17 protein-coding genes are annotated in these 22,791 nt (G+C 43.9%); 12 read left to right on the forward strand and 5 right to left on the reverse strand.

The features are described 5' to 3' along the window. Positions 1 to 15: 15 nt before the first annotated feature. Complete coding sequence (gene alaS, locus QLG00_RS04655) at positions 16 to 2,652, reverse strand: alanine--tRNA ligase (protein ID WP_282470595.1); 2,637 nt, start codon at positions 2,650 to 2,652, stop codon at positions 16 to 18. Between the two features lie 466 nt (positions 2,653 to 3,118). Here alaS and QLG00_RS04660 point away from each other — a divergent pair, with 466 nt between their 5' ends. From QLG00_RS04660 to QLG00_RS04680, 5 genes are all read left to right on the forward strand, one after another. After that, positions 3,119 to 4,144 (forward strand): type I glyceraldehyde-3-phosphate dehydrogenase, encoded by a 1,026-nt coding sequence (locus QLG00_RS04660; protein ID WP_282470579.1) that lies wholly within the window; start codon positions 3,119 to 3,121, stop codon positions 4,142 to 4,144. 164 nt (positions 4,145 to 4,308) lie between these two features. After that, positions 4,309 to 5,475 carry an ATP phosphoribosyltransferase regulatory subunit gene (locus QLG00_RS04665; RefSeq protein WP_282470580.1) on the forward strand — a complete coding sequence of 389 codons (1,167 nt, stop codon included), beginning with the start codon at positions 4,309 to 4,311 and terminating at the stop codon, positions 5,473 to 5,475. A gap of 69 nt (positions 5,476 to 5,544) precedes the next feature. Beyond that, the gene (locus QLG00_RS04670) at positions 5,545 to 6,864 is read left to right on the forward strand and encodes an adenylosuccinate synthase (RefSeq protein ID WP_004936582.1); all 1,320 of its coding nucleotides are present in this window, start codon (positions 5,545 to 5,547) and stop codon (positions 6,862 to 6,864) included. Between the two features lie 109 nt (positions 6,865 to 6,973). Then, positions 6,974 to 7,285 carry a hypothetical protein gene (locus QLG00_RS04675; RefSeq protein ID WP_004946486.1) on the forward strand — a complete coding sequence of 104 codons (312 nt, stop codon included), beginning with the start codon at positions 6,974 to 6,976 and terminating at the stop codon, positions 7,283 to 7,285. A gap of 115 nt (positions 7,286 to 7,400) precedes the next feature. Continuing rightward, positions 7,401 to 8,180: a M48 family metallopeptidase gene (locus QLG00_RS04680; RefSeq protein ID WP_004936586.1), complete on the forward strand. Its 780-nt coding sequence runs from the start codon at positions 7,401 to 7,403 to the stop codon at positions 8,178 to 8,180. A 53-nt stretch (positions 8,181 to 8,233) separates the two neighbouring features. Here QLG00_RS04680 and QLG00_RS04685 read toward each other — a convergent pair whose 3' ends face one another. After that, positions 8,234 to 9,280, reverse strand: coding sequence for an NADP(H)-dependent aldo-keto reductase (locus QLG00_RS04685; protein WP_151753682.1), 1,047 nt, complete (start codon positions 9,278 to 9,280; stop codon positions 8,234 to 8,236). Between the two features lie 164 nt (positions 9,281 to 9,444). Beyond that, positions 9,445 to 10,149, reverse strand: coding sequence for a cAMP-activated global transcriptional regulator CRP (gene crp, locus QLG00_RS04690; RefSeq protein WP_004936591.1), 705 nt, complete (start codon positions 10,147 to 10,149; stop codon positions 9,445 to 9,447). A gap of 144 nt (positions 10,150 to 10,293) precedes the next feature. Between crp and QLG00_RS04695 the strand changes: the two genes are divergently transcribed. Beyond that, positions 10,294 to 10,716: an OsmC family protein gene (locus QLG00_RS04695; RefSeq protein ID WP_282470581.1), complete on the forward strand. Its 423-nt coding sequence runs from the start codon at positions 10,294 to 10,296 to the stop codon at positions 10,714 to 10,716. A 91-nt stretch (positions 10,717 to 10,807) separates the two neighbouring features. On the opposite strand, the gene gigD is transcribed toward QLG00_RS04695, so the two are convergent. Continuing rightward, positions 10,808 to 11,260, reverse strand: a complete 453-nt coding sequence (gene gigD, locus QLG00_RS04700) for an Lrp/AsnC family transcriptional regulator GigD (RefSeq protein ID WP_088459513.1) — start codon at positions 11,258 to 11,260, stop codon at positions 10,808 to 10,810. Between the two features lie 147 nt (positions 11,261 to 11,407). On the opposite strand from gigD, the gene kynU reads away from it, so the two are divergent. The 6 genes from kynU to QLG00_RS04730 all read left to right on the forward strand — a co-directional run bounded on the left by kynU (position 11,408) and on the right by QLG00_RS04730 (position 20,490). Continuing rightward, entirely contained in the window at positions 11,408 to 12,658 is a 1,251-nt protein-coding gene (gene kynU, locus QLG00_RS04705) for a kynureninase (RefSeq protein ID WP_151808900.1), read from the forward strand. A 38-nt stretch (positions 12,659 to 12,696) separates the two neighbouring features. Next, the gene (locus QLG00_RS04710) at positions 12,697 to 14,109 is read left to right on the forward strand and encodes an amino acid permease (protein WP_282470582.1); all 1,413 of its coding nucleotides are present in this window, start codon (positions 12,697 to 12,699) and stop codon (positions 14,107 to 14,109) included. A gap of 8 nt (positions 14,110 to 14,117) precedes the next feature. After that, positions 14,118 to 14,867: an alpha/beta hydrolase gene (locus QLG00_RS04715; RefSeq protein ID WP_151978006.1), complete on the forward strand. Its 750-nt coding sequence runs from the start codon at positions 14,118 to 14,120 to the stop codon at positions 14,865 to 14,867. A gap of 348 nt (positions 14,868 to 15,215) precedes the next feature. After that, positions 15,216 to 17,795: an ATP-dependent chaperone ClpB gene (gene clpB, locus QLG00_RS04720; RefSeq protein ID WP_282470583.1), complete on the forward strand. Its 2,580-nt coding sequence runs from the start codon at positions 15,216 to 15,218 to the stop codon at positions 17,793 to 17,795. Between the two features lie 241 nt (positions 17,796 to 18,036). Then, positions 18,037 to 19,866: a dihydroxy-acid dehydratase gene (gene ilvD / locus QLG00_RS04725; RefSeq protein WP_025094824.1), complete on the forward strand. Its 1,830-nt coding sequence runs from the start codon at positions 18,037 to 18,039 to the stop codon at positions 19,864 to 19,866. Positions 19,867 to 20,061: 195 nt separating this feature from the next. Continuing rightward, positions 20,062 to 20,490, forward strand: a complete 429-nt coding sequence (locus QLG00_RS04730) for a hypothetical protein (protein ID WP_004936605.1) — start codon at positions 20,062 to 20,064, stop codon at positions 20,488 to 20,490. Positions 20,491 to 20,518: 28 nt separating this feature from the next. Here QLG00_RS04730 and rlmKL read toward each other — a convergent pair whose 3' ends face one another. Continuing rightward, positions 20,519 to 22,723 carry a bifunctional 23S rRNA (guanine(2069)-N(7))-methyltransferase RlmK/23S rRNA (guanine(2445)-N(2))-methyltransferase RlmL gene (gene rlmKL, locus QLG00_RS04735; protein ID WP_004936607.1) on the reverse strand — a complete coding sequence of 735 codons (2,205 nt, stop codon included), beginning with the start codon at positions 22,721 to 22,723 and terminating at the stop codon, positions 20,519 to 20,521. Positions 22,724 to 22,791: the final 68 nt, after the last annotated feature.

Raw genomic sequence — 22,791 nt, forward strand, 5'->3', positions numbered from 1 at the left:
CACAAAAGTGAAGTTTTAGTGCTGTTCAAGCCATGCAGGTAATGCTGCAATCACTTGCTCAAACTTCTCGTTTAGTGGCGCGCCACCTTGTGCTAAGTCAGGTTTACCACCGCCTTTGCCGCCTAGTTCGGTTGCAAGATGCTTAATGATATCGCCTGCTTTTAGATTGGCAGTGAACTGTTTGGCAACAGAGGCAATTAGGCTCACTTTGTCGCCTTCAACTCCAGCCAATACAATTACTGCATCCTCTAATTTTGATTTCACACTGTCATGTAAGTTGCGAAGTGATTTCGCATCCATATTCTGTACAGTGGTGATCAGTGTCGAACGACCTGCTACGGTCTGAACTTGGCTTAAAAGTTCAGCCGCCTGGAAGTTTGCTAACTTTTGGTTAAGCTGTTCAATTTGCTTTTGCAATGCTGATGCTTGTTCGACAGCAGCGTGAACACGTTCAACAGTTTGATCTTTTTGAGCTTTTAGTAAGCTATTAATTTGCTGAATATCAGTGTCTGCTTTTTGAATAACTTCAAGTGCTTTGGTGCCTGTAACCGCCTCAATACGACGTACACCGGCAGCCACACCGCCTTCAGATGTAATCTTAAACAAGCCGATATCGCCTGTACGCTGTACATGGATACCACCACAAAGTTCAATCGAGAAGTTGCGCTCGTCAATCACCGAACCCATTGAAAGTACGCGCACTTCATCGCCATACTTTTCACCAAAAAGCATCATCGCGCCTTTGGCTTTGGCAGATTCGATATCGAGTACTTCAACACCAACAGCAGTATTGGCAATAATTTCACGATTAACCAGTTGTTCAACTTGCTGTAATTGTTCAAAACTCACAGGTTGATCATTGGCAAAGTCAAAACGCAGGATATCGCTTGCAACCAAAGAGCCTTTTTGCTGTACATGCGTACCTAAAATTTGACGAAGGGCCGCGTGTAACAAGTGCGTAGCAGAGTGATTGCGGGCCGTTGCAGCACGCAAATCTGCTTTAACAATCGCATCAACTTGTTGAGTGGCTTTAAGGCTACCCATGGTAACAATACCTTGATGAACAAAGGCACCACCAGATTTTTTAGTGTCTTGTACTTCAAAGATACCGGTATCGTTTTTGAAAATACCTGTATCACCGATTTGGCCGCCACTTTCAGCATAAAATGGTGTCTGATTCAGCACGATTAAGGCCTCATCACCTTCTGCAATTTCGTCAACCTGTTCACCATCTTTATAGATGGCAATAATCTGGCCATGACCCGAAGTTGCATCATAACCATCAAATTGAGTTTCGCCATCAACTTTCACAATGCTGTTGTAGTCGACTGCAAACTTGCCCGCATCACGTGCGCGGCGACGCTGTGCTTCCATTTCGCGCTCGAAACCAATTTGATCGATTTCAAGGTCACGTTCGCGTGCGATATCTGCGGTTAAATCTGTTGGGAAACCATAGGTGTCGTATAGTTTGAAAACGGTTTCGCCTGGAATCACTTTGCCAGAAAGCTGAGCAAGTTCACCTTCAAGTAATTTAAGACCTTGCTCAAGTGTTTTGGCAAATTGTTCTTCTTCTTTAAGGAGTGTGGCTTCGATGCGTGCTTGATCGGTTTTGAGCTGTGGGTAAGCATCGCCCATCACATCGATCAATGGCTGAAGCATTTTGTGGAAGAACGAGCCTGTTGCACCCAATTTATTACCATGGCGAACTGCACGACGAATGATACGACGCAATACATAACCACGGCCTTCATTTGATGGATTTACACCATCTGCAATCAGGAAGCAGCAAGAGCGGGCGTGATCGGCAACCACACGTAATGACGGTTGGCCGTTATCTTCAACACCAATAATCTCGCAGGCAGATTTGATCAAATGCTGAAACAGGTCGATGTCGTAGTTGGAGTTGACATGTTGTAATACTGCACTGATTCGCTCAAGGCCCATGCCAGTATCAACCGCAGGTGCTGGGAGCGGATATAAAACACCATCGGCGGTACGGTTAAACTGCATGAAGACGTTATTCCAGATTTCGATGAAACGATCGCCATCTTCTTCTGGAGAACCCGGTAAACCACCCCAAATATGATCGCCATGATCATAGAAAATTTCTGAGCAAGGACCACAAGGGCCTGTATCACCCATGGCCCAGAAGTTGTCTGAGGCGTACTTTTCACCTTTATTGTCGCCGATACGAATAATACGCTCAGCTGCAATACCGATGTCTTTATTCCAGATGTCGTAGGCTTCATCATCGGTGTGATAAACCGTCACATATAGTTTGTCTTTTGGTAGGCCTAACCATTGCTCGCTGGTCAGAAAATCCCATGCAAAATGCAGTGCATCACGCTTGAAATAATCACCAAATGAAAAGTTGCCGAGCATTTCAAAAAAGGTGTGATGGCGTGCGGTATAACCTACGTTATCGAGGTCATTGTGCTTGCCGCCTGCACGGACACACTTTTGTGACGACGTAGCACGAACATAATCACGTTTTTCAAGGCCCAAAAAGCAGTCTTTAAACTGGTTCATTCCGGCATTGGTAAAAAGAAGTGTTGGATCATTGGCTGGGACAAGTGAGCTCGATTCAACGCGTGTGTGGCCTTGCGATTCAAAATAACGCAAAAACGCTTCACGGATTTCAGCTGATGTCATAAAACGAGTACTCACAACCAAGTCACTCCATAAATTCTTAATAGGCTATATGCACGCAATTTGTATTGATCATTGATTTTAAACAAGCACTAAATTGCGGCGTGGCATAAATGTTAAAAGCGCTAAATTATAACGGAAAATACCTATTCGACCAATGATTTTAAAGAGAAATGATGACAAAACTGTGCAATTTAACCCCTGAACTGTGCGTCTTAAATTCTCTAACTCAAGATAAGAGTTATTTTTCAATCAATTGATACAAAATTGCCTCGCTTTGTATAGCAATCTATTTGTTTGAAAAATGTGCATCTATTTTTGATATTCGCTTTTAACTCTAAAATCAGACATCAACATGGCCGGTTAAAAAATAATAAAGCAGCGTTTAAGCACAGTGGAAGGCTATCTTCAATCGGGTCAATCCATTACCATAGATGCAGTTTAAGTTTGGGCGTGTCAAGGATTTACCATGAAACGTATTGCCATTAATGGTTTTGGTCGAATTGGTCGAAATGTTCTGCGTGCTTGGTTCGAAAATCCGAAGTCGTTTAACTTTGAAATTGTGGCATTAAATGATGTAGCCGATGTGAAAACACTCGCGCATCTATTTAAGTACGATACCACGCATGGACCTTTTCATGGTCAGGTTGCCATCGAAATTGAAAATGAGCAGGTTTATTTGTCGATTCAGGCGCATGGGCGAACACTCAAAGTACAGGTGTATCGTGAAGAAGCACCTGAAAATCTGCCTTGGAAAGCGCTTGATGTGGATGTTGTACTAGAATGTACCGGATTGTTTAGATCACATGCCGATGCTATTCGGCATTTGGGCGCTGGGGCAAAACGTGTGATTATCGGTGCAGCGCCATTCGATAAAGTCGATGCAGCGATTGTGTACGGTGTCAACCACGCCGATGTAAAACCAACAGATCGAATCATTTCCAGTGTGTCCTGTACCACGCAGGCGTTGGTTCCCTTGGTCAAGATTATCGATGATGCATTTGGCATCGAAACAGCACTAATGACCGAAATACATGCTGTCACTGCCGATCAGGCTGTTTTGGATCATGCACACCGGGACTTACGTCGGGCACGTGCATCGGGTCAAAATATTATTCCGACCACATCGAGTGCCTTAGGTGCATTAAAGCGTGTTTTGCCTAAAATGGAAGACCGTATAGAAGGGTATTCGATTCGTGTTCCAACCATCAATGTTGCCGCGATTGATCTGAGTTTTGTGGCACAATCTGCGGTTACGGTGCATCATTTAAATGAGGTACTCAGTAATGCTGCGCGCCTCGACTATGCCGAAATTATGGCCGTTACCGACGAGCCGCTCGTATCGAGTGATTTTAATCATTCACCTTACTCATTGATTGTGGATTTAACCCAGACACTTGTAGTAGGGCGTCAGGCCAAGGTTTTTGCGTGGTACGATAACGAGTGGGGCTATGCAAATCGGTTGCTCGATTTGTGCGAATCCTTCCATGGTTGAGGCTTAAGCACCTGAAACAGAATTAAATTTGTGGATATGTAATAAATCCTAAAATTCTCAGGTGCATGCGTGAAAGTATCGTGCTAGACTAGGAGAAATCGGGTGTGTTCCCGATTTTTTTATGCGGGTTATATGCCGCCTTAAACAGATTTTAGGTTTGAAACATGCCGATTTCAGAGACATGGTTGCTCCCTGACGGGGTTGCAGATGTATTACCCGAACAAGCGCAAGTAATCGAAACACTTCGCCGACAAGCTCTCGATTTCCTCGCATCCCGAGGTTATCAACTGGTATATACACCATTTATCGAATATATCGAATCTTTGTCTTTATTATCAGAGTCTAACAATGACCTTGATTTGGTCACTTTTAAGGTGATCGATCAGCTTTCTGGGCGGTTGCTGGGTGTTCGTGCAGACATGACCCCACAAGTGGCACGTATTGATGCCCATGTTCGCTCAATCGACGGTGTAGCGCGCTATTGCTATGCGGGCACGGTCTTACATACAAAACCACAGAATTTCAATTCCACGCGTGCACCATTACAACTCGGTGCAGAGCTCTATGGTCATGAAAGCCTAGAAGCAGACATCGAAATGGTCGATGTGATGCTTGGACTGATTCAGCACGCTATAAAGCTGGATGGTCTACATCTAGATCTTGGACATGTTGGACTGTTTCGTAGTCTGGTTAAACGTGCTGGCCTAAACAAGCAAACCGAACAGGATTTATCTGACTTGTATCAACGCAAGGCATTGCCGGAGCTTGAGCAAGTGACGAAAACACTGCCGTTTGGTTCGGATTTTTATGCACTCGGACGTTATGCAAGTGACTTAAATGCGCTTGAGCAGCATTTAAGCCAAGATGTGTTAAGTGACATCGCGTTTAGCCGTGCACTGCATGATTTAAAAACCACACTGACACAAATTCAAACGCGCTGGCCAAATTTACATATTGGCATTGATGTCGTTGAACTACGCAGTTACCACTATCACACAGGCCTCATGTATGCTGTTTACGCACCGAATCGTGCGGCACCGCTTGCACAAGGCGGGCGCTATGATGGCATTGGTGAGCACTTTGGTCGCGCACGTCCTGCGACAGGTTTTAGTTGTGACTTATACGCACTGTGTGGCGGGCAGTTCAAAGAGATCGACATTGTGGTGGCACCTGCTGGACAAGAACCAGCGTTACAGGCTGCAATTGCACAGGCACGTCAGAATGGATTACGCGTGATTCAACTGCTTGGCAACGACGATTTAAGTTCAGTACCTTATGCAACGCATCAGATGGTGTTTGCGCAAGCACAATGGACAATTCACAAGATTTAAGTGTTTGTTTGCCAAGCATGCAAGGCAAATAAATGTTCAATTTTAACAGCATGATGTAATGAGGCTATTATGGGCAAAAATGTTGTGGTACTCGGTACCCAATGGGGCGACGAAGGTAAAGGTAAGATCGTCGACCTGCTCACAGATCAGGCGGCTGCAGTCGTACGTTATCAAGGCGGGCACAATGCAGGGCATACTCTTGTCGTAGGTGGAAAGAAAACTGTATTGCACCTCATTCCATCAGGCATTTTACGTGAAAACGTGTTGTGCTTAATTGGAAATGGCGTGGTACTTTCGCCTGCTGCATTAATTAAAGAAATGGCAATTTTGGAAGAAGAAGGCGTACCTGTGAAGGAACGTTTACGTATTTCTCCAAACTGTCCACTTATTTTGCCAAACCACATTGCTCTTGACCAAGCGCGTGAGAAAAAGCGCGGCAATGCCAAAATCGGGACAACAGGTCGTGGTATTGGTCCAGCGTACGAAGATAAGGTCGCGCGCCGTGCAGTACGTGTTGCCGATTTGGTTCGCGGTGGTGCAGCACTTGAAGAGAAACTTCAAGAAATGCTTGAGCTACACAACTTCCAGCTCACTCAATTCTACGGTGTAGAAGAAGTGAAGTTTGAAGATGTACTTGCACTGTGCAATGAGTGGCGCGAAGTTTTGGCACCACTTGTCATTGATGTCACCAAAGTTTTACATGATTACCGCAAAGAAGGTAAAGCGATCATGTTTGAAGGTGCGCAAGGTTCATTGCTTGATATTGACCATGGTACATATCCGTTTGTTACCAGCTCAAACACTACAGCAGGTGGTGTAAGTTCTGGTTCGGGTATGGGGCCATTGCACCTTGACTATGTGCTTGGTATTACCAAAGCATATACCACGCGTGTGGGTTCTGGTCCGTTTCCAACGGAATTGGTTTACAATGCAGCGACCGATGAAGGTGATGCAGTTGGTAAGCACTTGGGTACTGTGGGTCACGAATTTGGTGCATCAACTGGCCGCCAGCGTCGTTGTGGCTGGTTTGATGCAGAAATTTTGCGTCGTTCGGTTGATGTAAACTCACTTTCTGGTATTTGCTTGACTAAACTCGACGTTTTAGACGGTTTGGAAGAAGTGAAAATCTGTGTGGGTTATGAAAATACAGATTCAGGTTGTGCAGGTTCTTCAGATGCGATCTCATTTGAAAGCTTAAAACCTATCTATGAAAGCATGCCGGGCTGGACGGAATCTACAGTGGGTCTAACCAGCGTAGATCAGTTACCTGCCAATGCAATTGCCTACGTAAAACGTATTGAGCAACTGATTGGTTGTCCAATCGACATTATCTCGACGGGTCCAGACCGTGCAGAGACGATCGTATTGCGTCATCCGTTTTCTGCATAAGAAAATGCCGTGACCTACGACTAAAGAAAAGCTCCTTAAGGGAGCTTTTCTTTTGGATATTGTTAAAATAAAAACAATCATTAAAGATGAACAGAAGCAGAATCCATCAATGAAAATTTTGCCCAATATTGCACAAACTATTTTTTATTCATTATTGTTTGCAATTGGCGGTGCACCCACCATCGGCATGTGGATTGCACGCATTCAAACCCAGAATCCCGATTTAATTTTAACTGCATTTATTGGTCTGACCGTAATTATCGCCTGTGTGCTGGTTCCTGTTGTGCTCATTCAAAATAGCTATTTGCTGGTCAAGCGCAACAATGTGCTACTCGATGATAAAATCAAACCATTATCGAAGTTTTACTTTGTGGTGGACTTATGTTGTTTGGCCTCTTGGGTGTACTTTGTAGTGGTTTAATCACACTGGTTACATAAATCCTATGATGTTTTCTCAATTCTTCGATATGTTTTAAATATAATGCACCCGAAAACAGAGACATACACTCGTTCATGTCGCGTTCTGGAGTAAAACGATGAATAATAAATTTTTAATGGGTTTTTGCGCGGCCACAGCCATCTCACTTTCTGGATGTGCGTCTTTAGGTGAATTTTCAGGCACAGATTCTGCGACCTTAAATGCCAGTGCAGCGCAAAGTTTCTCGCAAATGCGACAAGAAGCACAGCAAAAAGGCATACTCGATACCAGCTCATCGACCTATCGACGTATTAATACTGTAATGCAGCGTATGATTCCATATGCCAACCAGATGAATCAGACAGGTCAGCCGTTCCAATGGCAACTGGCGGTGATCAAGTCGGATACCATTAATGCATATGTAGCGCCAGGCGGCAAAGTTGTGTTTTATACCGGAATTGTCAATAAGCTTAATTTGTCTGACAACGAAATTGCTGCCGTAATGGGACATGAAATGACCCACGCCTTAGAAGAGCATGCAAAAAGTAAGCTTGGTGCTCAAAATCTTACTGGCTTAGCGCTGAATTTAGGCAAAGCCTATGCGGGTGACAGTATTGGTCAGTTTGGCTCTGCTGCACTCGATTTAGGCAGTCAGGTCGGTGTAGGTCTACCGTACTCTCGTAATTTGGAAACACGTGCCGATTACGGTGGTCTCATGCTCATGGCTAAATCAGGTTATAACCCGCAGGCTGCAATTACATTGTGGGAAAAAATGAATAAACTCGAAGGTGCAGGTGGTCCGTCATTCCTATCGACTCACCCTTCAAATTCACAGCGTATTGGTGAAATGCGCAAGAATTTACCTGCTGCAATGGCTGTTTATAACAACCGCCGTTAATAACATGATGAAAAAAAGGGATGCCATCGCATCCCTTTTTTTGTCCGTTCAGCTTAAGGTGCAGGGTTAGGTTGTTGAATATGGATCTTTTCAATTTCTTGTAACAGCGCTGGATCGAGTGTGAGATCAAACGCAGCAATATTTTCTTTTAACTGATCAAGACTGGTGGCACCAATGATGGTGCTGGTTACAAAGAATTGCTGTTTGATAAAGGCCAGTGCCAGTTGAGTTAGAGTTAGGCCATGTTGTTCTGCCAATTGTGCATAGCGCTCGGTGGCCCATTCGCTTTGAGGGTTGCTATAGCGGGTAAAGCGCGGAAAAAGTGTGACGCGTGCATTGGCCGGGCGTGCGCCATGTCTGAACTTACCGGTTAAATAACCAAAAGCCAATGGCGAGTAGGCCAATAGCCCAATACCTTCATATTTGGCAATTTCCGACATGCCTACTTCATAGGTTCGGTTTAGCAGGTTATACGGGTTTTGAATACTCACAAAACGATCTACACCCAGCTCTTTTGCCAGTGATAAAAACTTCATGGTGCCCCAAGGGGTTTCATTCGATAAACCAATATAACGAATTCGACCATTTTGGATTTCTTTTTGCAGCGCAACTAAGGTGTCATGCATTGCCTGTACATCGTACTCGGCCTCTGCTTGTGCGTTTGCATAACCTAATGTGCCAAAAAAGTTGGTATTACGTTCTGGCCAGTGCAACTGATACAAATCGATATAATCTGTGTGGAGACGTTTTAAGGATAGGTCGAGTGCTTCGGAAATATGTTGGCCAAAACGCGTTTCTCCTTCACGGATGTGACTTCCCCCAAAGGCTGGGCCCGCAATTTTCGATGCTAAAAATACCTGATCGCGCCGACCATGCTGTGCAAACCATTGTCCTAAAATTTTTTCTGTGGCGCCGTAGGTTTCAGGCTTAGGAGGAACCGAATACATTTCTGCGGTATCCCAAAAATTGATCCCTTGTTCGAGCGCGTAATGGAGCTGTTCAAAGGCCTCTTGCTGGGAGTTTTGTTCGCCAAAGGTCATGGTGCCTAAACAAATTTCAGGTACCTTTATATCACTGTGACCGAGTCGATTAAATTGCATACTAAGTATTCCCTTAATGTGAGTCATGTCATGCATGAATTGATAAGATTTGAATTAACTTAAAGCATAATTAGAGCTATAAATGTCAGTTTTTCGTATTGTTGTGCATTTAGGGCTGTAAAAAAAGCAAACCCTGAGGTTTGCTTTTTGGTATTTAGAAAAACTTATTCGTCATCAGTTTCGTCATCGTGATAATTTTGTGCTTCTAAAGAAGCGTCAAAAATTAGGATTGCTTTACCATCGGTTTCAATCATGCCTTGCTCTTCAAGCGTTTTTAAAACACGACCTACCATTTCACGAGAACAACCAACAATCCGGCCAATTTCCTGGCGTGTGATTCGAATCTGACGACCATTCGGTAAAATCATGGCTTCTGGCTGGCTCGCAAGATCGATGAGGCAACGTGCAATACGGCCCGAAACATCGATAAACGCAAGATCGGTCACCTTACGCGTGGTATTTTTCAGGCGACGCACCAACTGAGCAAAAACCGCATAACTTAAGTCTGGAAATTGCTTGCTGAGTTCATGAAAATTATCGTAAGAGATTTCAGCAATTTCACATACATCACGCGTTCTTACTTCTGCTGTACGTTGTGGGTTCGATTCGAACAGTCCCATCTCGCCAAAGAAGTCGCCTGGATTGAGATAAGCCACAACGATTTCACGCTCGTCATCTTCACGTAAAATAATGGAAACTGAACCTTTTAAAATCAAATATAAAGACTTAGATTCTGAACCTGCATCAACGATCGTGGTACGTTTAGGATAACGATTGATGTTTGCTCTTTTTAATAGTGCTTTGACTGATTCAGGTAACTGACCAGGTGATAGAGCATCTGTACTAAGTTGTGAGAAATTTGATGTCATTACTAAAGTTTCCAAAGAGGATAATAAGATCGCACAAGACTCAAATGAGTGTATTCATACACGGGAGATGAAATTCCTTCTCAACCCATTTTATGCTAGTGTACAGCTATACTGTAAATTTATAGCTTTTTTTAAGGAGTTGCAATGCAAACAAGTGTACATTGGTTAGAGAATGTCGCCTTCGAAGCAAAATCCGAAAGTGGCCATTCTGTGATCATGGACGGCTCTGCCGCTTATGGAGGTGAAAACCGTGGTCCACGTCCTATGGAATTGATTTTAATGGGACTTGGTGGGTGTGCTTCGTTTGATATTGTGACTATTTTAAAGAAAGCGCGTCAAGATGTGACAGATGTTGTATGTGAGCTAAAAGCTGAGCGAGCAGACACCATTCCTGCTGTGTTCACCAAAATCCATTTACATTTTGTGGTCACCGGTAAAGCGGTCAAAGAAAAGCAAGTGGCCAAAGCCATCGAACTTTCTGCAGAGAAATATTGTTCTGCAAGTAAAATGCTGACCGATGGGGGAGTTGAAATTACCCATGACTTTGAGATCATTGAAGCGACATAAGCATATATCGTTCAAAGTATAAAAACAGTGATAAGAAATGCTGACCTTAAGTCAGCTTTTTTATGCCTTTTTATGTTGTAGCTCAACCACTCTAGATCGGATTTTTCTGAATGACTTTGTCGAGAATGATCTTTGAGTTGATGCTCATGATTCCCTTGATCTTATTGAGCTTATTGATGATGAATTGAGAAAAGTCGGTCAGATCCTTAGTGGCCACATGCAGTACATAATTCGCATCGCCAGTAATAATGTAGGCATGAATGACTTCATCACATTGATCGATTTGATTTAAAAATGCTTTATGCTCGTGCTCGGTCAATTGAGCCAGTTTGATTTCCACAATCGCTTCAATTTTAATGCCCAATTTCTGATAATTGAGTTTTGCCTGATACTTTTCAATAATTCCGCTAGATTCTAAAATTTTTACCCGCCGATGACATGCCGATGCTGAAAGATGAACCAGATCAGCCAGTTCTTGATGGCTCAATCGTGCATTATCTCGTAATAATCCCAGTATTTTTAAATCGATTGTGTCTAAATTCATGTTTGAACTATATCCGTATAAATTCGTTATTTCTCGGATAATATCCTAAAATTTGAAATTTATGCTGATGATTATCGAATAAAATGAAAAAAACGCCGTGCTAAAATCGAATAATAAACGAACAGTTATACACGGATGGACCAATCAATGATTACCTTGGAACAATGTTTATTTTGGGATCACGAAGATGAACTGAAACATCTTCGTAATGAATTTTCGCTGCCTGAAGGTGTGATTTATCTTGATGGTAATTCGCTAGGTGCGCGGCCAAAAAAAGCCTTGAGCTATGCCGATCATGTTATTCGCCAGCAGTGGGGCGAAGATTTGATCAATAGCTGGAACAAGGCCGACTGGTGGGGCCTTCCAACACGACTTGGCAATAAACTGGGTCAGCTCATCGGCGCGAATCCAGATGAAACGGTGGTGTCGGACTCCACAACGCTGAATCTATTTAAGGTGTTATCTGCGGCAGTCAAAATACAGGCAGAGCAGTATCCTGAACGTAAATTAATTGTGGCAGAAAAAGAATCCTTCCCAACGGATATTTACATCATTGAAGGATTTATCGATCTGATCAACCAAGGGTATCGCATTGAATTAATTGATGGTGTGACGGGTTTAGATCAAACACTCAGCACTGATGTGGCCGTAGTGGTGCTGTCTCATGTCAATTATCGAACTGGTTATTTGTATGATTTGGCCGAGATCAATCAGAAAATACATACGAATAACGCATTAGTGATCTGGGATTTGTGTCATTCGGTGGGTGCGGTTCCAATGGCGTTAAATGAGACCAACAGCGATTTTGCGATTGGTTGCACCTATAAATATTTAAATGGAGGCCCGGGTTCGCCCGCTTTTTTATGGGTTAATCCAAAGCATTTGCAAAAATTCTGGCAACCATTGTCGGGTTGGTGGGGGCATCAAAAACCTTTTGATATGGCACAGCATTATGAGCCAGCCAACAATATCCGTCGTTATTTATGTGGTACACAGCCGATTATCTCCATGAGCCTGATCGAATGTGGACTGGATATTTTCTTAAAAACCAATCTAGAAAAAATTCGTGAGAAATCCTTAAAGCTCACCGATTTATTTATGCGCCTTATGCAGCAAGAATGTGCTGCTTATGGATTTGAATTGGTGACACCAACCGAGCATGCCGAACGTGGCAGCCATGTCAGTTATCGACATGCACATGGTTATGAAATTATTCAGGCACTTATTGCGCGAGGGGTGATCGGCGATTACCGCGAACCTGAAGTGCTGCGCTTTGGAGTTACGCCATTGTATGTGGGCTTTGAAGATATCTGGCAAGCGGTGCAGCAGCTCAAACAGATCATGCAAAACAACGAATGGAAAAATGAACAATATTTGGTGCGGGCAGCAGTGACCTGATGGTCACCTCTAAATGACGCGCAGGCCAGGAGGGCCTTATGGATAGTTTTGAAAAAATTCAATCTCGTGAAGCGGGACTACACAAGAAATTGACTGCAAAACAAATGGCCATGATTGCAATTGGAGGTGCAATTGGTACAGGGCTATTTATGGGTAGTAAGTTTGCCATTAGCTTTGCAGGTCCGGGGGTAATTTTAAGTTATGCAATTGGTGGATTAATTGCATTTGCCTTAATGGCTTGTCTTGCCGAAATGACGGTACAACATCCGACATCGGGTTCATTTGGTGCCTATGCCGAGCACTATATGGGGCCATTGGCTGGATTTCTGGTCCGATATAGTTATTGGGCGTGTATTGTGCTGGCGGTAGGAACTGAAATTACTGCGGTTGCGGACTATATGAAAATGTGGTTTCCGCATGTTGCTTCATGGATATGGATTGTCTTCTTTTCGGGTACGTTACTTGCGGTAAATGCGTATAGCGTGAAAGCATTTGGGTTGGTGGAGTATTGGTTTTCGACCATTAAGATTTTTGCGATTGTGGTATTTATTCTTCTCGCAATTTCCATTTTAACTCAAAGCGACAACGCAGGACATCAACTGGCGACCAATCTGATTGGTCAAGGTGGATTTATGCCCAATGGTGTTAAGGGTGTCTGGATTGGTGTCATCATTTCTATTTTTAGCTATTTAAGTATCGAAATGATCGCGGTTGCGGCAGGAGAAGCCTCAGATCCTGAAAAAGCAGTCAAATATGCCTTTAAAAGTACGGCTATTCGTTTGGTTCTGTTTTATCTGTTATCGCTGTTTTTAATTGTAGCGTTGGTGCCATGGACAGCACTGATCGCAAAAGATGCTACCAGCCCTTTTGTGATGGTTATGAAAATTGTGGGCATTCCGTTTGCCGACAGTATTCTCAACTTTATTGTGATTGTTGCGGCGCTTTCGGCTATGAATAGTATGCTGTATATCTCCACTCGAATGCTGTTTAGCTTATCGCGTGCTGGAGATGCCCCAAAACTATTTGGAAAGATTAGTTCTCAAGGGGTGCCACTCAATGCCTTGATGCTCTCTGCAATGGGAATTGGGGTAGCCAGCGTCGTGTATACACTCAATCCTGCGTCTGCATTTCCGATCATGATCGCATTATCAATGTTTGGTGCGCTCTTTACTTGGGGCAGTATTTTCGTTACGCATCTTTTTTTCAGGGCACGTTTGAGTAAAAGCAATACTGCATTGAAATATGGTATTCCGATGAGCCGTGTGATTGCTTGGTTTGGTTTACTTAGCATATGCAGTATTACGCTCACAACTTGGTTTACCCAAGAGTTTAAATCCACTTTACAGTTCGGATTACCCTTTATATTGGTACTGGTATGTTTTTATTATTTCAAACCAAATCCTGCGCGGATGAACCTTCCGCATAAAGAAAATTCGATTGAAAAACTCTGAATGATGCCATGAACAGACCTTACGACAATGCCACAACAGTGCCGAGTGAAGCCGCCATTTTGGCGGATTTTCAAAACCGAAGTAAGCGGGTGTATCGGCACTATGTGCATATGGCCGATATTCGCTATGCCAATTCGCCTCGGGCGATAATGGATGTATTTCCTGTAAAACAGGCGCAAAAAACCGTTATTTTTGTTCATGGTGGCTACTGGCAGTGGTGTGAAAAGTCTGATTTTGCTTTTATTGTGCCAGCGCTACATGAGCAAAATATACAGTGTGTATTGTTGGAATATGCATTGGCACCCCTTGTCCCGGTCGATTTGATGATTGAACAAGTTCATGAAGCGCTAGACTTTATACAACATCAAGACTGGATCACTGAACACGTTGTAGTGGTGGGACACTCTGCTGGCGCTCACCTGACAGCTATGAACCTGACCCATCCACTCGTACAAAAAGCTGTTCTACTCAGTGGCTTGTATGATCTGCGGCCTTTATGCGATACGCATCTGAATCAGGCGCTTCAGTTAAGTCTGGATGACGCCGAGCGCTTGAGTCCAGTAGTACATACGCTCTCGCATGATACTCCTTGCGAATTGTATTGTGGTGCAGATGAGCTTCAGGAGCTTAAATGGCAAAGCGAGCAGTTTTATCATGCTCTAAAAGGATTGAATCAAACCTGTGTCGAACTGCATCTGCTTAAGGATATTAATCATTACAGTATCTTAGATGCCTATTTTAAGCATATCGCAACTTAGCTCTTTAATTTAAAACATAGATGTTAAAACATATGCCAAACCACAGATCATCTGCCAATATCAAAAGCATAACATGATGATACAAGGCGCCTGAATCGGATGAAGTATGATTACCTTTAAGATTCGGGTATTTTTTAAAGTCTGATCATTGTATTTTGAAAGCGAAGTTAACAAAAACAGCATCGGTATTCACTTGAAATTTTTTAGAAAAGCACCCATATTAAAACCAACTTATATGAATTAAATTTTGAATATAAGATAATGAAAAATATGAGAATTTATTTGAAATTTTAAAAAACGTTCCCATGTATTAGTCAAGTAGCAAATTGATGATGAGGAATAACAAGAATGCGTTTTGAGAAATTTACCAATCGCCTCCAACAGGCACTTTCAGATGCGCAATCATTGGCAACCGGTCGAGATCATACCTCGATTGATGCACTGCACATTCTTTCGGTATTGATGGATGAGCCATCAAACCTGAGCCTGTTACAGCAGTCGGGTGCCAGATTACCTGAAATTAAACAAAAACTTGAACAGGCGCTTAAGGATGCGCCGACCATTAGTAATCCCACTGGTGATGTCAATCTGAATCCAGATGCGGTTAAGGTGCTCAATCTGGCCGATCGACACGCACAAAAAGCGGGTGATGAATTTTTATCGACGGATTGGGTATTGCTGGCTTTAACTGAAACTGGCAGCACTAAAAGCTTATTGCAAAGTACGGGTGTGACCACAGAGGCACTTCGTAAAGTAATTGAATCTATTCGAGGTAATGACAAAGTCATGAGCAATAATCATGAAGATCAGCGTGATTCATTAAATAAATATACCATTGATCTGACCGAACGTGCTTTGGCGGGGAAACTTGATCCTGTGATTGGGCGAGACGATGAAATTCGTCGTACCATTCAGGTATTGTCGCGTCGTACCAAAAACAACCCCGTACTGATCGGTGAGCCGGGCGTCGGTAAAACTGCCATCGTTGAAGGTTTGGCGCAACGAATCGTTAATGGTGAAGTACCCGAGAGCTTGAAAAACAAGCGCGTATTGTCGCTCGATCTTGGATCATTGCTTGCAGGTGCCAAATACCGCGGTGAGTTCGAAGAGCGCTTAAAAGCGGTCTTGAATGATTTGGCCAAACAAGATGGCCAAGTGATTTTGTTTATTGATGAACTCCACACCCTGGTGGGCGCGGGTAAAACCGATGGTGCCATGGATGCAGGCAACATGCTCAAACCTGCCTTGGCACGCGGCGAGTTACGCTGTGTGGGTGCCACAACGCTAGATGAGTATCGTCAATACATAGAAAAAGATGCTGCGCTTGAGCGTCGTTTCCAAAAAGTACTGGTCGATGAACCGAGTGTGGAAGACACCATTGCCATTTTACGTGGGTTAAAAGAACGCTACGAAGTTCACCACGGGGTCAAAATTCTCGACTCGGCGATTATTGCAGCGGCAAAAATGTCACATCGCTATATCACCGACCGTCAACTGCCAGATAAAGCGATTGATCTGATTGATGAAGCTGCCTCACGAATCAAGATGGAACTGGACTCAAAACCAGAAGCACTTGATCGTTTGGAGCGCCGTATCATTCAGTTGAAAATGCAACTTGAAGCCGTGAAAAAGGACGAAGATCAGGGCAGTAAAACTGAAGTTCGTTACCTAGAAGAGCAGATTGCCAGTGTCGAGAAAGAATATAACGAAATGGAAGAGATCTGGCGTGCAGAAAAAGCCCTAGTAGAAGGGACAAAAGATGCACAGGTGAAACTCGATCAGGCGCGAATTGCATTTGAAAAAGCACAACGTGAAGGTGATTTGGCAGAAGCTGCGCGTTTACAGTATGGTGTCATTCCTGAACTGCAAAAGCAGCTCGAGCAAGATGAAGTAGTTGAAGAAAGTGAAGAGCCGAAACTATTGCGTAATAAAGTTACCGACAACGAAATTGCAGAAGTGGTGAGCGCCGCGACAGGCATTCCAGTGTCAAAAATGCTGCAAGGCGAACGCGAGAAATTGCTGCAAATGGAAACATTTTTGCACAATCGCGTGGTGGGGCAGGATGAAGCTGTCATTGCAGTGTCGAATGCTGTACGTCGTTCACGTGCCGGCTTGTCAGATCCTAACCGTCCGAGTGGCTCGTTCTTGTTCCTTGGGCCAACGGGTGTAGGTAAAACCGAGCTCACCAAAGCATTGGCAAACTTTTTGTTTGATAGTGACGACGCCATGATTCGTATCGACATGAGCGAATTTATGGAAAAACACTCGGTAAGCCGTTTGGTTGGTGCACCTCCAGGCTATGTCGGCTATGAAGAAGGCGGTGTATTAACCGAAGCTGTTCGCCGTAAACCATATAGTGTGGTGCTGTTTGACGAGGTCGAAAAAGCACATCCAGATGTATTTAATATCTTGCTGCAAGTGCTCGATGACGGTCGTTTGACCGACTCTCAAGGGCGTGTGGTCGATTTTAAAAACACGGTGATCGTGATGACATCAAACCTCGGCTCACAAGATGTACGTGAGCTCGGTGATGGGGCAACCGATGAAGAGGTACGCGCTGTGGTGATGTCGGCGGTGAGTCAGCACTTCCGTCCAGAGTTTATTAACCGGATTGACGAGCTGGTGGTGTTTCATGCGCTACAAAAATCGCAAATTCGCGGTATTGCAGACATCCAGCTTGATCGTTTACGTGCCCGTTTGGCCGAGCGTGATATTGGACTGACTGTCGATGACGATGCCTTTGATATCCTGATCGATGCAGGCTTTGATCCAGTCTATGGAGCGCGTCCGCTTAAACGTGCTATCCAGCAACAGGTTGAAAACTCACTGGCTCAGAAAATACTGGCCGGCGAATTCCAAGCGGGAGATAACATTGTGATTAAAGGCGATCAGGGTGATCTACATTTTGATAAGCTCAAACTTAGCTAATCACTTTTAAAGCTTAAAAAAAGAGAACATGTTCGCATGTTCTCTTTTTTATTATTCATCTTTTCTTGTTTACTTCATGAGCAAAAGTCATATAAAAAAGATCGCCTTAAGGCTCTTCAGTTAAAAACAAGTTGTAGTATGATGTCACATTATTTCGGCTGGTTATCTTTTGCGTAACAGTCTCATTCAGCCAGAGAGAATACAGTATTCTTCTCAAGCTCAACTTGTTGGAAACACCTAAATGCCTGATTATCGTTCTAAAACATCGACACATGGAAGAAATATGGCTGGTGCACGTGGATTATGGCGTGCAACAGGAATGAAGGATGAGGATTTTGGAAAACCGATTATTGCTGTCGTCAACTCATTCACTCAGTTTGTACCCGGTCATGTTCATTTAAAAGATTTGGGTCAGATGGTGGCAGAGCAGATTCAGGCGGCTGGTGGTGTAGCAAAAGAATTTAATACCATTGCCGTAGATGATGGTATTGCCATGGGACATGACGGCATGCTGTATTCGTTGCCATCACGTGATCTGATTGCAGACTCGGTAGAGTATATGGTCAATGCACACTGCGCTGATGCAATGGTCTGTATTTCGAACTGTGACAAAATCACACCGGGAATGCTCATGGCAGCAATGCGCCTGAACATTCCGGTCGTCTTTGTGTCTGGTGGACCGATGGAAGCGGGTAAAGTGAAATTCCGCGGCAATGAAAAAGCCATTGATCTGGTTGATGCCATGGTAGTCGCAGCCGATGAAAGCTATACCGATGAAGAAGTCGAAGCGTTTGAACGTTCTGCTTGCCCAACATGTGGTTCGTGCTCGGGAATGTTCACAGCAAATTCAATGAACTGCTTAACAGAAGCACTTGGTTTGTCTTTGCCTGGTAACGGGTCGATTGTGGCAACGCATGCCAACCGTAAAAAGTTATTCTTAAAAGCTGGCGAGCTTATTGTGAGCCTGGCAAAACGCTACTATGAACAAAATGATAGTCGCATTTTACCGCGTTCAATTGCAACTAAAGCGGCTTATGAAAATGCCATGACGCTCGATATCGCAATGGGCGGTTCGACCAATACGGTATTGCATTTGTTGGCGGCAGCAAGTGAAGCAGAAGTGGATTTTACCATGGACGATATCGATCGTTTGTCACGTAAAGTGCCAGTACTCTGTAAGGTTGCACCAGCAAAACAAGATGTACATATGGAAGATGTTCACCGTGCGGGTGGGATTATGTCGATTTTGGGCGAGCTTGATCGTGCCAAATTACTCGATACCACTGTCAGTACCGTACACGAAGAAACTTTACAAGATGCGTTGAATAAATGGGACATCATCCGTACTGAAGATGCTGAAGTATATGAATTTTTCCGTTCTTCACCGGGCGGTGTTCCTACTCAAGTGGCTTTCTCGCAAAATCGTTACTATTCTACACTCGATGGTGACCGTGAAAACGGTGTGATCCGTAATGCTGAACACGCTTTTTCTAAAGATGGCGGTTTGGCAGTACTGTATGGCAACATTGCATTAGATGGTTGTATTGTAAAAACTGCAGGCGTCGACGAATCGATCTTAAAATTTAATGGTACGGCACGTGTGTTTGAAAGTCAGGATGCGGCTGTCGAAGCGATCTTGGGTAATGAAATCAAAGCAGGCGATGTGGTGGTCATTCGTTACGAAGGTCCACGCGGTGGTCCGGGTATGCAGGAAATGCTTTATCCAACCAGCTACCTTAAATCGAAAGGATTAGGTAAAGACTGTGCGCTGATTACAGATGGTCGTTTCTCTGGTGGTTCGTCAGGCTTGTCGATTGGGCACATTTCACCAGAAGCGGCAGAAGGCGGTGCGATTGGTTTGGTAGAAGATGGCGATTTGATCGAAATCGATATTCCAAACCGTAGCATGCATCTTAAAGTAGACGACGAAACGCTTGCGGCACGTCGTAAAGTGCAAGACGAAAAAGGCTGGAAGCCAGTGGAAGAGCGTAAGCGTAAAGTATCGAAAGCTTTAAAAGTTTATGCAATGCATACCACCAGTGCTGCCAAAGGTGCGGTACGTATCTTGTAATTTTTCTTCATCGTAGCAAATTTTAAACGTGCGATGAAATAAGAAATTTAAAACCCAAAGTATCATGTGCTTTGGGTTTTTTTAATGCCGATGATCAGCTTAAAGGCGTTGAATCTTGCGGATTAGACCAAAAGTTGTTAGCTTAAATAAAGAATAAAAATTATACCGAGACATCATAACAAGGAATGCAATCAAATGAATATGTTAATGAAACAGCTCGTGCTTTGCTCATTAGGCATGCTCTCGGGTATGGTTTATGCAGCAGCACCGCTTAACGATGCAGTACTTGCAGAACAGGCCAGTCAGTCTTCTTCAGTCACACCAGAGCTGGTCGATGCTGTGAAGCAAGATGTGCAACAGCCCGTAACAGTTCAACAGCAACAAAATCGAAAACGCGCAGAAGAATATAGTCGTGAGCGAAAAAAACAAAATATTCAATCTGTAGCATTGTCGCCACATGAAGAACAAAAGAAAACGGTCGATGCGACACAGTCCGGAAAGCTGGTTTACAATCCGATTCCTGTAGTGAGAAATACATCTGCCGATTCATCCATCAATCCACTTTTATTTCGTGGCGCAGATGTGGCAGGTGCGAGAGGAGATGTGAGCGTCACGGTGCGTTAAGTCACCTGACGCTCATGCTTAGTTTAGATTAACCCATGTGCGGATGTTGAATTTTCCATGCACGATGAATCTTTTGATTGCGTTTGAAATCTAGACCGATGGTATCGTTGGTGATTTCCTGAGCATAAAAGACAGCTTCGATCTCTTCGTCCAGTTCAAAGCCACGATAGTTGTTTGAAAAGTACAACGTACCTTCTGGGCTTAAACGGTTCATGGCACGTTTCAATAATGACACATGGTCACGTTGCACATCGAACGTCCCATAAAACTTCTTAGAGTTTGAGAAGGTCGGCGGGTCGATAAAAATCAGGTCATATTGCTCATGACCTTCTTTTAGCCATTCAAAACAGTCACTGGCAAAGAACATATGCTGCTCGTCTGCATGGTCGACAGTGAGTCCGTTGAGTACAAAGTTTTCTTTTGACCAGTTGATGTAAGTATTCGATAGATCGACACTGGTGGTACTGGCTGCGCCACCCAAGGCAGCATGCAAGCTGGCTGTAGATGTATAGCTAAACAAGTTGAGGAAGTGCTTGCCACGGGCTTCATTCGCAATGCGTAAACGCATCTGACGATGGTCGAGGAAAAGTCCGGTGTCGAGGTAATCTGTCAAGTTCACCAAAATTTTGGCTTTGCCTTCTTGTACGACAAAACGTTTAGACGCGGTACTTTGTTTGGTGTACTGGTTTTTTCCTTCCTGACGTGCGCGTGTTTTGATAAATACGGCATCACGAGGTAAACCAGTAACTGCACGAATCGCAGCCAAAGCTAAATTAAAGCGTTTCTTGGCTTTTTCTGGGTCGATGGTTTTGGGTGGTGCATATTCCTGAACATGTAGGCGATCACCATACAAATCGACTGCGACGTTAAAGTCTGGAAGATCGGCATCATATAAACGCAAGCAATACACTTGTTCCTTCACTGCCCATTTTTTCAAAGCCGCCATGTTTTTTTGCAAGCGATTCGCAAAATCTTGTGCACCCTCAACTTCAACAGGGTCTGCATGCCAATTGGTTAAAAACGGTTGGCTATTGCTTAATGGCTTGATCTGACCAAAACGAATGTAAATTGGCAATTTACCATTCATCAGACGTAGTGTTTCAGGCTCACTTAGCGCCAGTACATCGGCTTGCTCAACTTGAGCAGCAATCACTGCGGTGTGTTGGTTTGGAAAATGTTGTTGCAGTAGGGCAGACAAACCGAGATATAAAGCACGATTCGATGCTTTATCACCTAGACGCTCGCCATATGGCGGGTTTGTCACGATAAAAGCAGTTTTGTTTTCAGCATCGAATGCAGGCCAGTCGGCCAAGGTACGTTCTTCGATCTGAATCTGATCTAGAAGCTGTTCAAATCCGGCAGCGACAATATTCTGACGAGTGGCTTTTACGGCCTCCCAGTCGGCATCGTAGGCAAAGAATTTCGGTAATGGTTGCGCCAAACCTGCTTCATGTCGCTCAGTGGCTTCGGCTTTAAGCGATAACCATAAATCGCGGTCATGGCCATGCCACCCGTTAAATCCAAAGCGGCGCACCAAGCCTGGGGCACGGTCGGTTAAAATCATCAGTGATTCGATGATAAACGTACCCGAACCACACATTGGGTCTAAAATCAGATCAGGATTCAGCGTTTTTAACTGCGCTTTTTGCAAAATTGCAGCAGCGAGGTTTTCTTTGATTGGCGCGTCGGTCATATAGCGACGATAGCCGCGTTTATGCAGGGAGTCGCCTGAAAGATCGAGGCAGTAGGTATGTTCAGTTTTACCTGCCAAAACAAACAAGGTAATTTCTGGTTGTTTGGTATCGATACTCGGGCGTCGTCCAACTGCTTCCATAAAAGAATCAACCACGCCGTCTTTTACACGTAAGGTAGCAAACTGTGAATTTACTTTAATTTCGCGTTCGACATGCAAACGGATTGCAAAGGTGCTTTGTGGTGCAAAGATAAGTGACCAGTCAAAACTTATAGCACCTTCATATAGTTCCTCTGCAACATCACGTGCATCGTGAGTATGTTCAAGCTCAAAGGTATGAATGGGCTTAAGAACGCGTGAGGCCAAACGCGACCACATACAGATACGATAGGCTTGTTCTAATGTGCCTTGGAGAATTAAACGGCCTGCAAAACGCTCAGTTTTCTCAATACCTAAACCTTGTAATTCTTGTTGAAGTAAGGTTTCCAGTCCATCCGCACAGGTTACCCAATATGTAGAAAGACGTTGTGATGAGTTCATTCAATTTCCCAAAAGCAGCAAAAGCAATCGGCTATTTTAGCGTATTTTATGCCTTAAAACTTGGTCTT

Origin of the sequence: Acinetobacter sp. V89_7 (assembly GCF_029967895.1) — a bacterium.
In the GTDB taxonomy this organism is placed as follows: domain Bacteria; phylum Pseudomonadota; class Gammaproteobacteria; order Pseudomonadales; family Moraxellaceae; genus Acinetobacter; species Acinetobacter soli.